At 42.9% G+C, this 15,964-nt stretch carries 12 protein-coding genes; 7 read left to right on the top strand and 5 right to left on the bottom strand.

Going from position 1 to position 15,964, the window contains the following annotated elements:
• The first annotated feature begins 393 nt into the window (after positions 1-393).
• From KXD93_RS27695 to KXD93_RS27665, 7 genes are all read left to right on the top strand, one after another.
• Positions 394-1,434, top strand: a complete 1,041-nt coding sequence (locus KXD93_RS27695) for a FecR family protein (RefSeq protein WP_258140809.1) — start codon at positions 394-396, stop codon at positions 1,432-1,434.
• A 271-nt stretch (positions 1,435-1,705) separates the two neighbouring features.
• Positions 1,706-5,137, top strand: a complete 3,432-nt coding sequence (locus KXD93_RS27690) for a TonB-dependent receptor (RefSeq protein ID WP_258140808.1) — start codon at positions 1,706-1,708, stop codon at positions 5,135-5,137.
• An 11-nt stretch (positions 5,138-5,148) separates the two neighbouring features.
• Positions 5,149-6,696 carry a RagB/SusD family nutrient uptake outer membrane protein gene (locus KXD93_RS27685; RefSeq protein WP_258140807.1) on the top strand — a complete coding sequence of 516 codons (1,548 nt, stop codon included), beginning with the start codon at positions 5,149-5,151 and terminating at the stop codon, positions 6,694-6,696.
• A 26-nt stretch (positions 6,697-6,722) separates the two neighbouring features.
• Positions 6,723-7,586, top strand: coding sequence for a PKD domain-containing protein (locus KXD93_RS27680; protein ID WP_258140805.1), 864 nt, complete (start codon positions 6,723-6,725; stop codon positions 7,584-7,586).
• A gap of 64 nt (positions 7,587-7,650) precedes the next feature.
• Positions 7,651-8,496: a glycoside hydrolase family 16 protein gene (locus KXD93_RS27675; RefSeq protein ID WP_258140804.1), complete on the top strand. Its 846-nt coding sequence runs from the start codon at positions 7,651-7,653 to the stop codon at positions 8,494-8,496.
• A 125-nt stretch (positions 8,497-8,621) separates the two neighbouring features.
• Positions 8,622-10,079: a glycoside hydrolase family 30 protein gene (locus KXD93_RS27670; protein WP_258140803.1), complete on the top strand. Its 1,458-nt coding sequence runs from the start codon at positions 8,622-8,624 to the stop codon at positions 10,077-10,079.
• Positions 10,080-10,118: 39 nt separating this feature from the next.
• Positions 10,119-11,360: a multiheme c-type cytochrome gene (locus KXD93_RS27665; RefSeq protein WP_258140802.1), complete on the top strand. Its 1,242-nt coding sequence runs from the start codon at positions 10,119-10,121 to the stop codon at positions 11,358-11,360.
• 84 nt (positions 11,361-11,444) lie between these two features.
• Here KXD93_RS27665 and KXD93_RS27660 read toward each other — a convergent pair whose 3' ends face one another.
• From KXD93_RS27660 to KXD93_RS27640, 5 genes are all read right to left on the bottom strand, one after another.
• Positions 11,445-12,005, bottom strand: coding sequence for a hypothetical protein (locus KXD93_RS27660; RefSeq protein ID WP_258140801.1), 561 nt, complete (start codon positions 12,003-12,005; stop codon positions 11,445-11,447).
• 19 nt (positions 12,006-12,024) lie between these two features.
• The gene (locus tag KXD93_RS27655) at positions 12,025-12,519 is read right to left on the bottom strand and encodes a GNAT family N-acetyltransferase (protein ID WP_258140800.1); all 495 of its coding nucleotides are present in this window, start codon (positions 12,517-12,519) and stop codon (positions 12,025-12,027) included.
• A 7-nt stretch (positions 12,520-12,526) separates the two neighbouring features.
• Positions 12,527-13,270 carry an ATP-binding cassette domain-containing protein gene (locus KXD93_RS27650; protein ID WP_258140798.1) on the bottom strand — a complete coding sequence of 248 codons (744 nt, stop codon included), beginning with the start codon at positions 13,268-13,270 and terminating at the stop codon, positions 12,527-12,529.
• Between the two features lies 1 nt (position 13,271).
• Entirely contained in the window at positions 13,272-14,750 is a 1,479-nt protein-coding gene (locus KXD93_RS27645) for a DUF5687 family protein (protein ID WP_258140796.1), read from the bottom strand.
• Between the two features lie 247 nt (positions 14,751-14,997).
• Positions 14,998-15,690, bottom strand: coding sequence for a pseudouridine synthase (locus KXD93_RS27640; RefSeq protein WP_258140795.1), 693 nt, complete (start codon positions 15,688-15,690; stop codon positions 14,998-15,000).
• Positions 15,691-15,964: the final 274 nt, after the last annotated feature.

Raw genomic sequence — 15,964 nt, 5'->3', positions numbered from 1 at the left:
CGTTTTTTTAATCAGGCATATCGCTTCCGAGATCGTCAAAAAGCATCAGGGTACTTTTTCGATTGAAAGCGAACCCGGAGAAGGCAGCAGCTTCTGCTTTACCCCCTTTATAAACCAGTAAATTTATTGCCTTCCAGGTTTCGATCAACCGCAAATGGTCCGTTGATTTTTCAAATCATTAACATTTCCTGTGATCGTAAGAAACGGGCTAGTTAACTAAAATCACAAGTAATCCCGGGTTGATTTAATAGGATGAGCTATAAAAAATGGTGCATTATTAGCTCATAAGCAACAAATTTCACATTTTTATTAAAAAATTTTGTTTCGGAGTAGGGGGTACCCTGTTTTGATACGTTAAGTATATTGTAAACCCAATTATTTTATTTCCTTTTCATGAAAGAACCTATACCCGTTGAATTACTTGAAAAGTATGTTAATGGAACTTGCACTGAATTGGAGGCTGCAAAAGTTAAAAACTGGTACTTATCCTTTGAGGACGCAGACGACCATGTTTCAACTATTAATGTAACCGAAGAAGAGGAGCTGGAGCAAAGGATCTATAACCACATACTTCATAACATAGGTTTAAGTGAAAAGGAAGAAGAGGAAGTTCCGGTTGTTAGATCACGTTCAACATTTTTAAGAGTTTTATATTCAATTGCCGGCGCAGCCGCTGCCGTTGTTTTGGTTGCAGGTTCGTTCCTGCTTTATCGTAACCACAAAACAACCATCATTCAATCTTCAGAAAGCAACACGGAGCAATTGGTAAGCGTTACCAATAACACCGGGCAGATCTACAAGGCAATTTTGCCAGATAAAAGCGCGGTTTGGCTGAATCCGCTGGCGCAGCTTACCTATCCAAAGGTATTTGGCACAAAATCAAGAATGGTTACCATATCGGGCGAATGCTTTTTTGAGGTAACTAAAAACCCTAATTGTCCCTTTATTATCAACAGCCGCGCGATAGTTACCAAAGTTTGGGGCACCAGCTTCCTCGTTCGTGATAATGACAGGAGCAACTCGGCAGAGGTATCTGTGCTTACGGGAAAGGTTTCTGTAAGCATCAAAAAAACTGATAACGCCGATCATTCCGCCCTGGTACTTGAAAAGGGTGATGTAATGCTGTATCCTCATCAAAAAGCTATCTACTTAATTGATCAGCATATTTTAAAGCCCGAAGTGGAGAAGGTGGCGCCTGAGCTGCAGATCTGGAAGCGGGTGAACCTGCTATTTGAAAATAAACCTTTAAGAGAAATAATTCCTGTGCTTAATGCCAATTATCATGTACACATCAAGGCATCCAGCGAAAAGCTGAATCACTACATTTTGAATGCCGATTTGGAAGGGTTTAACCTGCCGGATGTGCTTGAAGCGCTGAAGAAATCGCTGAATGTGAATTATGAAATAGAGGAAAATGAAATTACGCTCGAATAAACCAATTATATAATCATAAATCAACTAAATCACCTCTCATATGGAAGAAAGATTACAAACATAAACCTGTAAAATCCCACTTTACTGTTGCTGTGCACCGGTATAAAAAAAAACTTAGAAGTGTTACGAGCACTCCTAAGTTTAAATCCGGCCCCATGTGGAAACGCTAGTTCTGATAGCGTAAGGGGCGTTAATTGTCTCATTTTTAACAAAGAAACTAAACAAATATATGAAATTTCGTTTACGAAGCCCAATTCCCTGGTTTAAAATCATGAAGATTACATTTAGTCAAATCCTGATAGCCTTGATGTTAAGCGGGATAGCTTACTCAAGCCCTTTGAAGGCCCAGGACGTTCTTGACAAGACGGTAAACATGTCGTTAAAAAACACTACGCTGCTTGATGTAGTAAACTACTTGCAGAAGAACAATAACGTTAAATTTATATACAGCAAAAACGCTATCAACTTCTCGCAACGGATAGATGCCAATTTTGAAAATCAGCCACTTAAAACAGTATTGGACCAGGTTTTTAAAAATAATGGTATTGATTACGAAGTATTGAAGGACAGAATTGTTTTAGGCAAACTGCCGAACGCAGATATGGCCGGTAAAGCAGAAGGCTCTTCGCCTGATATAGTTGCCCCTGCAGGCAAAACTGCTTTCAGCATCCCGGTATCTGGTAAGGTACTTGATGAAAAGGGATTACCTATCCCGGGTGCCTCTGTTTTGGAAAAAGGAACCACCAATGGTATTACAACCGGGATTGACGGTGCATTTAAATTAAATGTAAAGGATCAGTCTGCAGTGTTGGTAATTGCGTTTGTTGGTTATGTAAAACAAGAAATCCCTGTGGGTTCACAAACAAACATCACGGTAAACCTGGTTGAAGATGTAAAAGGCATCAACGAAGTTATCGTGGTTGGTTACGGTGTTCAAAAGAAAAGCGTTACAACTGGTTCAATTTCCAGCGTAAGTTCAAAAGACTTTGAAAACCAACCAGCTGTAAATATTGAGCAAATCCTGCAAGGCAGAACTTCAGGCTTAACCATTACCACAAATGATGGTCAGCCAGGTGATGGCGCTACAGTACGTGTTCGTGGTATTACTACCTTTAACAATAACGATCCGCTATGGGTTGTCGACGGTGTGGTTGTTGATAACGGCGGTATAGGCTACCTTAATCAATCAGATATCGAATCTATCGAGGTATTGAAAGATGCCGCTTCCTCTGCAATTTACGGTACACGTGCTGCTGCCGGTGTTATTTTGGTTACCACCAAAAAAGGTAAGGCCGGCCGTATGCAGATCACTTATAATGGTTGGGGCGGAACATCAGCGCCTGCTCGTAAACTCGATCTGTTAAATGCTACCCAGTATGCTACCTTAAGAAATGAGTCGAGCGTTGCTGCAGGAAAAGGCATTTTATTTGCTGATCCGGCGTCACTTGGAGTTGGTACCGACTGGCAGTCTGTTATTTTCAACAACAGTGCAAAAGAGCAAAACCATGAACTAAGCATTGCAGGTGGAACAGATAAATCAACCTACTATACATCATTTGGTTATTTAGATCAAAATGGTATTGTTGCTTCGCCAATTTCAAAATATACAAGAGCGAATTTCAGGACCAACGAAACTTTTAAGCCATCAAAATATTTAAATTTTGGCATTAACGTTGGCTATACCTATAATAAATCAATAGGTTTAGGTAATACAAATAGTGTGTTTGGCGGCCCGTTAAGCTCTGCAATCAACCTTGATCCTATTACGCCGGTTATCGTTACTGATCCAACCGCTGCACAGGCTTATGCCGCGTACCCAAATGCAATTAAAAATGCACAAGGTTATTATTATGGTATATCATCCGGCCCCTCATTAGTAGGCCAGGAAATTACTAACCCATTGGCGTATATTCAAACCCGTTTGGGGAATTATAGCTGGGCACACAACATTGTTGGTAACGCTTATGCAGAAGTTGACCCAATTGCCGGGCTTGCAATTAAATCAACCATTGGTACTAAGATGGCATTTTATGGTGATGAGTCGTTTACACCGCTTTCTTACCTGAATGCATCAACTGTTACGTCGCTAAATAACTATAATCGCGATGCAACGAGGTTATTTAACTGGAATGTTGAAAATACAATATCTTATACCCGTACTTACAAGAAACATAACCTAAACGTTTTGCTTGGCCAGGGTTCGTACATTGATGGTGGTTCATATAGCCAGGGAGTTACCGAATATGGTTTACCTGTAACTACTTTTGAACAGGCTTCATTAAACTACAGCATTCCTGCAGTTCAGCGGATAGGTTATGGTGGTGAAGGCCAACCGCATCATATCAGCTCATTATTTGCGCGTTTAAATTACAACTACGATGAAAAATACATCGTTCAAGGTGTAGTAAGACGGGACGGCTCATCACGTTTTGGTGGTAACAACAAGTATGGTAACTTCCCATCGATTTCATTGGGATGGGTTCCTTCGAAGGAATCTTTCTGGCCACAAAACGACGTTGTTGACTTCCTGAAACTTCGCGGTGGTTACGGTGTTGTAGGTAACGATGCAATCCCTGATAATGCCTTCCTTGCAACTATCGGCGGAGGCAGAAATTATAGCTTTGGAACAGGCGATACTTACATTAGCGGTTACAGCCCTAATGCACCTTCAAACCCGGATTTGAAATGGGAGCAAACTTCACAAACAAACATAGGTTTGGATGCGGTGTTATTCCATGATTTTAATTTAACATTGGAGTGGTTCAAGAAAAAAACAACCGGTATTTTACAGCAACCAAACCTGCCTTTTTACATAGGCGCTATCAGCAATCCTTATGCTAACATTGGCGATATGGAAAACACCGGTCAGGAACTTTCCTTAAGCTATCACAAAAAGGTTGGGGATTTCAATTTAGGTTTTGATGGTAACGTGTCTCACCTTAAAAATACCGTAACCCGTTTAGCCCCAGGCCAGGATTACTTAGGTGGTGCAGGTGTTCAGAACGTTCAAGGTGGTGTAACCCGTTCAGAGGTTGGTCATCCGATCGGCTCTTTCTATGGATACGAAAACCTTGGTGTTTTTCAGACACAGTCTGAAGTCAACGCTTACATTTCTCCAAAAACAGGTCAAAGGATTCAGCCAAATGCTAAGCCAGGTGATTTTAAATGGGCTGATTTGGACGGTAATGGTATTATCAGCGATGCTGACCGTACTTTCATTGGCAATTCATTGCCCACCATGCAATTTGGTGTAACTCTTACCGCTTCATACAAACAGTTTGACGTGTTGGTATTTGGACAAGGCCAGTCAGGAAATAAAATCTTCCAGGGCTTGCACCGTTTGGACATTCTTACAGCTAACTACACAACCGCTGCTTTAGGCAGGTGGACCGGCCCGGGAACATCAACTGTGTGGCCGCGTTTAACTGACGCTGATGCGAACAACAACTTTGAATATAACTCAAGTTTCTTTTTGCAAAGTGGTAGTTACTTCCGTTTCAGGACAATACAATTAGGTTATACGCTTGATAAAGACGTAGTTAAAAAATTAGGAATTCAACGTTTGCGTTTATATGTAACAGGCCAGAACCTAATTACTTTCACGAAATATACAGGGTATGACCCGGATATCTCTGGTAGTATTGACCAGGGCTTTTATCCGCAGGCCCGCACATACATAGTTGGTTTAAGTGTAGGATTTTAAAATATTAAAACATGAAAAAGTATTTAAAGTATTTAGCAATTTGTGCGGCGGGCCTGCTTATAGCCCCGGCGTGTAAAAAAAGTTTCCTGAGTGTAACACCTAAGGGAACTAACCTTGAATCACAATATTATACCAACCAGGCGGAAGCATTTAACGGTCTTGTGGCTGTATATGATGTTGTAGGTTACCAAAGCGGCGGTTTGATCACAAAGGAAGATGCAATGGATGCAGGTTCTGATGATCACGTAGCCGGTGGCGGTGGCTCGGGCGACGTTACCGATCTGCAGGTTTTTAACAACTATACGCTTAACGAGACCCAGGGTCCGGGTGGCCCACTTTGGCAGGGTTATTACCAGGGAGTTTTCCGTGCAAACGTGCTTTTGCAGAAACTACCGGCAGTACCAATGGATGCCGGCCTGAAGAACAGGTATGCAGATGAAACAAAAGCGCTTCGTGCATATTTTTATTTCGACCTTGTACGCTTGTTCAAAAATATTCCGTTGATATTGGCTGAAGTGCCTTCAGATCAGGTGGATAACGTTTTGCAGGTTGCTCCGAGTGCGGTTTACGGCCAGATTGAAGGCGATTTGAAATCTGTGATCAGCAACAAAAATATCCCTGATAAGGTGGATATATCTGTTGATGGCGGCCGGTTAACAATGGGTGCTGTACATGCCCTGTTGGGTAAAGTTTACCTGTACGAGAAAAAATACACTGAATCCGCTGCTGAATTTGCTATAGTTAATGGCAGCACTCCGGGACAGCCAAATTCACAATATGGCTACCAGTTGTTACCTAACTTTGCCGATCTGTGGAAGGTTTCAAATAAATTCAATGCTGAATCGATTCTTGAAGTTGGCCACTCATCGAAATCAGGTGGTAGTTGGGATTGCTCAGCATGTACCGAAGGAAACTTCCTTAATATTATGGTTGGACCCAGAGGGTACAATCCGTTAAAGGCTGGCGCGCCTGATTACATTTCAGGTTATAGCTTTATTCCGTTCACCAAAAATTTCTTTGATTTTATTCATTACGATCCGCGTAATAAGGCAACCGTGGCTAACCTGGACAGTCTTAAGGCAAATGGAATAGCTGATTACTCTGCCGGTTATGATAACACAGGTTACTTTATTGGGAAATTTGCAGGCCACCTGGCTGACAAAACTACCGGCGGTGGTGCTCCTGAGTTAAACTACCCGCAAAATATGTACGAGATCCGTTTGGCTGATACCTATTTAATGGAAGCAGAAGCGCTTATTTCGGGTGGCGGAAGTACCAGTCGTGCCGGTGCGTTAATGACAGCTGTACACACCCGCGCCTATAATGATGGTACAACCCATACGCTTGCGCCAACTATGGCTAACATCAAGACAGAAAGGCGTGCAGAGTTAGCTGCTGAAGGTCATCGCTGGTTTGATTTGGTACGTTGGGGCGATGCGCCTGCTGTATTGGGCTACAAAGGATTTAAAGCCGGCAGGAACGAGATTTTACCAATCCCGCTTAATGACTTAAATGCTACCAAATTAAAGCAGAGCAAAGAGTACGGTGGTACATTATAATTTAAACTTAAATTAAAATTTAAATCATGAAATTAAATTTAATAAAAGCGTGCGCTATAGTGTCAGGTATAATGGCTATAGGGGCATATGTTGGATGTAAACCCGATCCGCTAAAAGATGGCGATAACGGGCTTGTAGCAAAAAATGTTGCATCATTTACTATCAACCCGGTTTCAGGTAAGCCCAATAACTTTGTTTTAAAGGCCGAGGAAACCGGCGTTACCGCCGTGAAGTGGGATTTAGGCGACGGTGGCGGATCAAACATCGGTACAGCCATTGACAGCATATTTGTGCCGGATGCCGGGACATATAACGTTGTTTTAACCACGGCTGGTGTGGGTGGCGCAACACAAACTGCGTCAAAAACGCTTACGGTTGCTACATCTGACCCCAAGGCTGGAAACCTGGTTGTAGGCGGTAAAATGACGGCAGCCGATGACGCCAGCTGGAAGCACATAACTATTTCGCCGGGAGTTACATTTGTACTGGATCCAACCAAAAATATGATGGTTGCCTCTGGTGGTGGTTTTGGACATGCTGCTGTTTACCAGGCAATTAACCTGGTTGCTGGGCAAAAATATGCTGTTGATATGCTTATTTCAGGAAGCGGAGCTACTGACACATGGTTTGAAACCTATGTTGGCTCTAAAGTGCCGGCCCAGGGTACTGATTATAGCGATGGCGGTATAAAAATAGCCTTAAACACATGGAATGGCTGCGGAAAAACCGCTTTCAGTGGTAAACTATCTGCAATTTCATGCAACGGTGCGGGAAACACCTTTACGGTTCCAACTACCGGTACTTATTATCTTCTGATAAAATCCGGGGGATCCAATTTAGGGGTAACCGGTATATCATTTACCAACGTAACGCTTAGAGGAGTTCAATAATAATAATGAAAAGCAACGGGTCGTTTAGTTTAAACGGCCCGTTGTTATTGATTAATAGTTACTTATGAAGAAAATTAATTTTTTAATAATTCCGGTTCTGGTGCTAGGCTTTTTTGCATGTTCAAAGAAACAGGCAGTTTTGCCGCCGTTTGTGCCGTTGAAAACGGAGCCCAAGGTATATTCATTTGATACCACTTCGGTTGCGTGGGGAGATGATTTTAGTACTGATGGCGCACCCGATCCAGGCAAATGGACATATGATACAGGCGGTAGCGGATGGGGAAATCACGAGCTTGAATATTATACCAGTACAACAAATAATGCCAACATCTCGGGCGGGATATTATCAATAACCGCTAAAAAGGAAAGCATGGGCGGTATGAATTATACTTCGGCGCGCATGGTTTCAAAAACACCTGCAACTCTGCTTTACGGGCGTATTGAAGTTAAGGCAAAATTACCTGCGGGGGTTGGCACCTGGCCGGCTATCTGGATGCTGCCTAATGACTATGCATATGGAAACTGGCCGAATTCGGGTGAAGTTGATATTATGGAGATGGTTGGATTTGACCCTAATGTTGTACACTTCAGCATTCACGATCAAACAAATTTTGGTGGAAACTCAAAGTCAGGAATGATGACCATCCCGACCGCCAGCACCGATTATCACATCTACCGGGCAGATTGGACTCCCGACGGAATCAAAGGTTATTATGACGGTGTTTTGGTTTACTCATTTGCGAACGGAGGAACAGGCTCGGCTACATGGCCGTTCGACAAGCCTTTTCATATATTGTTGAACCTGGCGATAGGTGGTGATTGGGGCGGAACCAAAGGTGTTGACGATACAATATTTCCGGTCGCTATGCAGGTCGACTATGTGCACTATTATAATATGGTCACCAAATAATTCGCGGGAAAGACATTTATCAAATCATCCAAAAATAAACTAATACCAGGTGAAAGTACCGGGCGAGCAACTCGACTGAGATTTACCTGCGGGGGACTCTTTTTAATTTTTTAAAGAAAACAAGTATGAAAAAGATCAGGAAATTTAGCTTACTGGTAACAATATTGGGGCTGTTGACTATTGCGATGGGGTGCAGTAAAAAATCTCCTATTAATACTGGCGGCGGTACTAAGGTAACACCACCGGATACTGTAGTAACCCCGGTTAAATCAGATGTTGCAATGTGGCTTACTACGGCTGACGGATTAACATTATTGAGCAAACAAAACGTTGCACTGAAGTTCCAGGACGCATCAAATTCAAATACTACTATAAATGTAGACTCAACCGTAGCTTATCAAAGTATTGATGGATTCGGCTTTTGCCTTTCTGGCGGCAGCGCTTCCCTTATCAATGGTTTGGATGAAACAAGAAAAGCCTCATTATTAAAAGAGCTGTTTGATACAGGCGACGGAAGTATCGGCATCAGCTATATCCGTATAACAATTGGCGCTTCGGATATGAGCTCCGGTACCTTTAGCTATGATGATGTAGCAGGAGATACCAACCTGGATAACTTCAGTTTGGCCAAAGAGGAAACCGATTTGATTCCAATATTAAAAAAGATTATTGCCATTAATCCAAACATAAAAATATTAGCCTGCCCCTGGAGCGCACCTGCATGGATGAAAACCAACAACAGCTTTACCCAGGGAAGCCTGAAACCTGAAAACTTTGGCCCTTATGCAAACTATTTTGTAAAATACATACAAGGGATGAAGGCCGAAGGGATAACCATTGATGCCATTACTCCGCAAAATGAACCTTTAAACGCCTATAATACCCCGGCAATGTTGATGGTATCCGCTGACGAGAACAAGTTTATAAAGGAGAATTTGGGCCCTGCGTTTAAAGCTGCCGGTATTACCACTAAAATTATTGTTTATGATCACAACGCTGATCATCCGGAATATGCAACTGAAATTTTAGCCGACCCGGTAACGAATCCCTATGTTGACGGTTCTGCTTTTCACTTATATGGCGGTAGCATTAATGCATTAGGTCCGGTACATACAGCCTACCCTGATAAGAACATTTATTTTACAGAACAGGCAACATTCCAGGGAGATAACTACGGAGCGGCAATGACATGGCATGTAAGTAACCTGCTGGTTGGTGCTACCCGTAACTGGAGCCGCAACGTATTGGAATGGGTATTGGCAACAGATCCGAATAACGGCCCTCATACAAACGGTGGTTGCGCCACTTGTTTAGGGGCAGTAACTATCGGCTCGGCAGTTACCCGTAACGTGGCTTATTACATTATTGCACATGCTTCAAAATTTGTGAGGCCAGGTGCGGTAAGAATAGCCTCTGATCAACAGAATACCTTATTAAATGTAGCCTTCAAAAACACTGACGGCTCAAAGGTGCTTATCGTATTAAATACGGCAACCGGCGATCAAACATTCAATATTAAATTTAAGGGAGAAATTGTTAAGACGACATTACCTGCAGGCGCAGTTGCAACCTATACGTGGTAATTGCATTAACAGGTTGTTTTATATCGATACCAACAGGCAATGATGAAACGTAAGCGCATTTATTTTTTGATATTGATTTGCCTGGTGCCGGTGGTTGTTATTTATTTTCAATCATTAGGTACCGAAGAAAAAGCCGACGCCCGCGGCGATTTGTACGCGGGTTCGCAAAAATGTATAAGATGCCATAGCGTCGAATATAAGTCATACCTGCTAACAGGGCATCACCAGGCATCGATGCCGGCTGCTGCCGATAATATCCATGGCAGCTTTGCTGCCGGCAGCAATTCGTTTTTACTGAGCGAAAATTCAAAGGCAGTGATGGAAAAGCGGGGCAGTTCATTTTTCCAGGTTGCCTACAACGATGGGAAGGAAGCCCGTGCCGAGCGCTTTGATATAACCTTTGGCGGCGTTAAAGCCGAAACTTATGGTTACTGGAAGGGCAGCAAGGTATTTGAGTTGCCTATGTCGTTTTTCAATGCGAAGAATAGCTGGACAAACAGCCCCGGCTACAATACCCGCCATCCGTATTTCGACAGGCCGATAACCCAGCGGTGCTTTGAATGCCACAGTAGTTATATTGCCTCGCTACCTATCACCAACCTGCAGGAGCAGGAACCGGGCTTCGATAAAAATTCATTGGTGTACGGGGTTGATTGCGAAAGGTGCCACGGCCCTGCTGCTAACCACGTAAATTTCCATACAGAAAATCCCGGCGAAAAAACAGCCAAATACATCGCCAAATTTGCATCTTTAACCAGGGCGCAAAAACTGGATGCCTGCTCAGTATGTCATGGCGGCGGAAAAGACATTTACCTGGAGTCGCCATTTAAATTCAGGATGGGCGATACACTGGCTAAGTTTAAGGAACCAAGCTTTGCAAAGGAAGACCCCAACCCGGCTACTATCGACGTTCATGGCAACCAACGCGGACTACTGGCTACCAGCAAGTGTTTTTTAATGAGCAATATGGATTGCAGCAACTGCCACAATATCCATGTTAACGAAACGGCAAACCTGGTGGCGTATTCGCAGCGCTGTATGAAATGCCATAATGAGGCTAACCACAACTTTTGTACAATGGCGCCTAAATTAGGCCTTACCATAAAAAACAATTGTATTGACTGCCACATGCCTGAAAAACCTTCGAACTTAATCTCGATTGCAGCAGCCGGGGGCAAAAAGGAAGTTCCATATTTGGTGCGGACACACCGTATTGCTATTTACCCTGAAGAGTCGAAAAAGATCCTGGCGTTTATAAATGATAAAAAGACGGTGAATTAATAGTCCAGAGTCTTTAGTCGTAAGTCTAAAGTCGCTTTGCTATTTGTAGCATACTATTTTGTAAAACGTAATAGTGGCGCCAGTTTATTTTTGCTTTGGTGGCGTGCTCATTTCCTGCTTCATGCGGTAGGCGACAACCAATTGCCTGTAGTTCCAGTTTTTGCCATTTTTCTCCAGCATAAATTTGTGGAAGTTTTCCATCTCGCTATCGGGCATTCCGATGATCTTTAAGAGCTTTACACTGCTTTCCCATGTTTCGGGCGAGATCTTTGTGGCTTCGAGCGTAGTTTGCGCCGAAACCTGGTTGTGTATCGACGTATAGGCTGTGTCCCTTTTGAAGGTATTTATATCGGCTAAAAGATCAGCATAGGTAACCTTGCCGCTGCCAGCAGAATGTTTAGCTAAAAGCGGAGCCAGGGTAGGGCCGTCGCCGAAAATCTTAAGATCAATGTTGTCAAAGCCGAAACAAGCAGGGTATTTGATAATTTCATTGGCCACTTTCTGAGGGGTGTCAATTGCTATATGCTGCTTCAGCAGCTTGGCACAATTAACCTTTACCTGTGCAGAAACATTCACACACACAGTGGTTGCTAAACCAGCAATCACTATTAGTTTAAAAAGATAAAGTTTACCAGGTTTTTTCATGATAAACTAAATATACAAACTATAATTCTTTTCGCATTACATAATCGTTCATCCAGTAAGGGCCGATTGCTATGTCTTCTTCGTAAGCAGCTTCAAATCCCATCTTCTCATAAAAACTTTTTGCTTTGTTATAGCGGTTTACGTTCAAGTCGAGCGTGTGCTTGCCTGCTTCAATAGTATTATTGATCACCTGGTTTATCAGGATCTTGCCGTAGCCCTTCCCTTGTGTTTCGGGCAGGCAATAAAGCTTGTGCAGCTTGTAAATTTCGGGGTCCTCATCCCGTGGTGAATATGCGGCAAAGGCTACGGGTTTGCCTTCTTCTTCGAGTAATAAATAGGTTTGGATGTTATTCTTAATTTGAGAGGTGATCTTTTCAACGGAATAGATCTCGCCCAGCATAAAGCTGATCTGTTCTGCCTCCAATATCGGCGAGTAGGACGGCCACCAGGTTCTCTCGGCCAGGTCTATAATGGTTGCAACATCGTTTAATGTTGCTTTCCTTATGGTGTACATATTAATATTAGTGATTTTCCTCCCTGTCGACTTGTGACGATGCAGAAGCAAGTTGCCCTACGCCAAAGTATTCTTCCAACTCGTTTAACGTTGATGAATTGGTTTCAATATCCTTAATGATCACCCCTTTTTCCATTAACAGGATGCGGTCGCATACATCGGTAATATGGTTAAGGTCATGACTAGAGATAAGTGTGGTAACGCCCTTGTTCTGATTCAAGTCCTTTAAGATGCTTTTTAACCTGAACTGGGTGCTCGGGTCGATATTTGCAAAAGGCTCGTCCAGCAGCAGCAATTCGGGGTTTTGCAGCAGGCACGATGCCACGCCCACCTTGCACTGGTTTCCCTTTGAAAGGTCGCGGATATATTTTCCTTTTTTCAGGATCTCGCCGTTGAAAAAATCGGTAAGGCTTGACAGGTAATCGTCAACATGTGCGGGGCTTTGCTGGTGCAGGCCGCCAATAAAGTAAAAATACTCTTCGGGTGTAAGGTAATCTATCAAAAAGCCCTCGTCCAGGTATGATGCCGTATAGTTCTTCCAGTTTTCATGACCCGCCACGGGCTCATCCCGCAATAAAACCTGTCCGGTTTCGGGTCGGATCAGGTCGAGGATCATCCGGAACAGCGTGGTCTTACCCGCGCCGTTGTTGCCCACCAGTCCTACGCTTTCGCCTTTGGTAATTCGTACTTCAGGCACATTTACTACAGTAATGCCGTTGTATACCTTCTTAAGATTTTTAATTGCTATCATACTATTTGGTTCTGAACCCTTCGGCAATGGTGTAACGTTTTGTTTGGAAATCGGCTTCCAGCTTTTTTATCCAGAAGTTGCGGGTAAAAATAAATACGAGGCCTATGATGGCTAACAAGGCAAGGCCTATGTCGGTTTTATGAAATAATGCAAATGGCCCGTAAATTACAAATGGGGCAATAAGTAGCGGGATAGACAGGATCCATTGGTTACCTCCAACGCCCTCCCAGTTAAAGGCGGCTCCTCGTGAAAGGTCAATCCGCTTGTAGTTACGGTTTGCAAAAAACAATACCAGGGTAGTGTTTACTCCAATGTTCCACAAGTACATGATGATTTCTATCAGCAGCGTCTTCCAGCCGAAGTATGCGTATGGCGTTGTGAGCAATAAAAAGAAAGTTGAAATAATAGTGAACATTAAATATTTGGCCTTTAAGAAATCGACAAAGCTAACCTTGCTAACCAGCAATCCGTCAAAATGTGAGGCTTGCCAGCTAAACATGAATTGTCCATAGTTAATGATAAAGATTCCCGTCATAAACATGCTCACGAATACCTTATAACCCTCCGTGTTCATTTCCTTATTGGTGTAGAAGATCAACCCATAAAACATAATGAACAACCCCATAATGAACGCCGAGCGCGAACGTTTGTTACGAAATATAAGTTTAAACTCATTGGCAGCAAGGTCGCCAACGCTGCCGAAGCGGCTTAATAGCGGGTAGTCAGTACTACTTTTATATTTAGTGGCCCTGCGTGAGCCAAGCTCCTCCAGGTAAAGGTTGTCCTTAAGGTAGGAAAAATTAAGGTAGTACATCAACGCACCGATCAGCAGTGGCGCTATAGCAAGCACCGGGTATTTAACCAGGTTACCAAAAAATAAATAGGAAAAATTACGAATGGAAATTAAGTGCCATAAAAAGTCCGACAGGCCGATCAATATAGTAACGGCCGCCGCCACCAGGAAGATCCACCCGTTTAAATTGGCCTTACGCTTAATGTACAGCGCAAGGTAATTGTTAAACACGGTAAGGCCTACCAGCGAGACGATGAAACCAAGCGCCACTAAACCGCCCAGGTCAGTAGCGATGATTTTTATGATGAAAGGCCCGAAGAGGATGAATGGCCATAAATTAAAAACTGAAAGCAACGCGGTAAATGCCAGGTAACGTACCAGTAAATTGCGTTTTATTGGCAATTGCAAATAAGGCTGCACGCGTAGTGTAGGCAATTCCTGTAGTAGCAGTCGGAAAAAAAGGTCGGCCAGGAAGTATAAAAGAATGATTCCGGAAAATGAAACAACCACGTCACCCTTTAATAATTTAGAACCGAGGATCTTGTCTAAATTAAAACCAACATAAGCCACAATAGCCAACAAGTATAAAATCATCAATGACATTAGAATTCGTATGGCTATACTTTTCCCCGTATTTTTTGAACGCCAGAAAGCTTTTAACTCATGCCGGAGAAAGGTTATTGTCATAAGGTCTCTTTAAAGTGGTGTGAATAATTTAACACGGTAATATTACTGAAAAAAATATAGGTTTATAGCCCCCAAATGCACTTTTTGAGATTCTTGAATAAGTTTGTTGGAATTTAGGGCTTTGTAGTTGCAGTAAAAAGGAGATTTATTTACAAATAGAAATATTCTTATAGGGAATATTGGGGCGATATAACGGGATTGAACTTTTGCAAACGCTAAAGTGCCTATACATTATAATTTGCTGCTTTCAATTCAGCTCCCAACCCATAATGCCCATCACCCTTAAAAATTCAACCTGCAAGGATGCTTCAATGTGGACAGGGGCACCGGTAACCGGGTGATTAAATGAAATTTGCGATGCGTGCAGCAGCATGGTTTCCATTTCCCAGCGCTCCTTAAATAATTTGTTTTGTTTGTTACAGCCGTGGGTACGGTCGCCTATGATGGGGTGGAAGATGTGGGCAAAGTGTTTGCGTAGCTGATGCATTCGCCCGGTTTCGGGATTAGCCTCAATTAGTGAATAACGTGATGTTGGGTGATTGCCCAGGGCTACATCCAGCTCGGCACGGGCAATGGTTTTGTATTTGGTGAATGCCTCTTGTAAGGTGCCGTTTTCCTTTCTTAACGGGTAATCTATTTCTTCGGTGTCAGGTGTGTGGCCGCGTACTATCGCAAGGTATTTCTTATCAACTAGGTTTTCTGAAAATTGCTGCTGCATCAGCTTTTCAACATCCTTGCTTAAAGCAAACAAAAGCACACCGCCGGTTTTACGGTCGAGCCGGTGAGCGGGGAACACGTGTTGGTTGAGTTGATCGCGCAGTATTTGCAGGGCAAACTCGGTGGCATCATTTGCTATTGATGAACGGTGTACCAGCAAGCCATGCGGCTTGTTAATAGCTACAAGGTGTTCATCATGGAATACGATCTCGAGTTGCGGCATGAGTGGCGAAGTTAAGGGCTTAAAGGATAAAAATTGAGAAGTTTTCAAAACTTCTCAATTTTGACCAGATTTCCCATCTCCGTTAGAAGCAAAATATCGGTAGAAAAAACAAAGAAGAGATTTTACGCTCCGTAGGTGCGAAACCTATTGAACTATTTAACAACGGGTGACCTTGCAGCGGTGTTGTGTACCTACGGCCAATGTCATTAAGTTAAGGGATAATGGACTGGCCTATATGTTATTAAGTTAGGAAAAAGGGAATAAAAAAAGGATT

It is taken from the genome of Mucilaginibacter phenanthrenivorans (genome assembly GCF_024721155.1).
Lineage (GTDB): Bacteria > Bacteroidota > Bacteroidia > Sphingobacteriales > Sphingobacteriaceae > Mucilaginibacter > Mucilaginibacter phenanthrenivorans.
The sequence above is the reverse complement of the archived record's forward strand: the minus strand, read 5'-3'. Positions and strand labels throughout refer to the sequence as shown.

Coding starts and splice junctions, on each gene's coding strand:
- KXD93_RS27645 (WP_258140796.1), bottom strand. CDS start 14,750: ATGACAATAACCTTTCTCCGGCATGAGTTAAAAGCTTTCTGGCGTTCA.
- KXD93_RS27640 (WP_258140795.1), bottom strand. CDS start 15,690: ATGCCGCAACTCGAGATCGTATTCCATGATGAACACCTTGTAGCTATT.
- KXD93_RS27685 (WP_258140807.1), top strand. CDS start 5,149: ATGAAAAAGTATTTAAAGTATTTAGCAATTTGTGCGGCGGGCCTGCTT.
- KXD93_RS27670 (WP_258140803.1), top strand. CDS start 8,622: ATGAAAAAGATCAGGAAATTTAGCTTACTGGTAACAATATTGGGGCTG.
- KXD93_RS27695 (WP_258140809.1), top strand. CDS start 394: ATGAAAGAACCTATACCCGTTGAATTACTTGAAAAGTATGTTAATGGA.
- KXD93_RS27655 (WP_258140800.1), bottom strand. CDS start 12,519: ATGTACACCATAAGGAAAGCAACATTAAACGATGTTGCAACCATTATA.
- KXD93_RS27675 (WP_258140804.1), top strand. CDS start 7,651: ATGAAGAAAATTAATTTTTTAATAATTCCGGTTCTGGTGCTAGGCTTT.
- KXD93_RS27650 (WP_258140798.1), bottom strand. CDS start 13,270: ATGATAGCAATTAAAAATCTTAAGAAGGTATACAACGGCATTACTGTA.
- KXD93_RS27660 (WP_258140801.1), bottom strand. CDS start 12,005: ATGAAAAAACCTGGTAAACTTTATCTTTTTAAACTAATAGTGATTGCT.
- KXD93_RS27665 (WP_258140802.1), top strand. CDS start 10,119: ATGATGAAACGTAAGCGCATTTATTTTTTGATATTGATTTGCCTGGTG.
- KXD93_RS27680 (WP_258140805.1), top strand. CDS start 6,723: ATGAAATTAAATTTAATAAAAGCGTGCGCTATAGTGTCAGGTATAATG.
- KXD93_RS27690 (WP_258140808.1), top strand. CDS start 1,706: ATGAAGATTACATTTAGTCAAATCCTGATAGCCTTGATGTTAAGCGGG.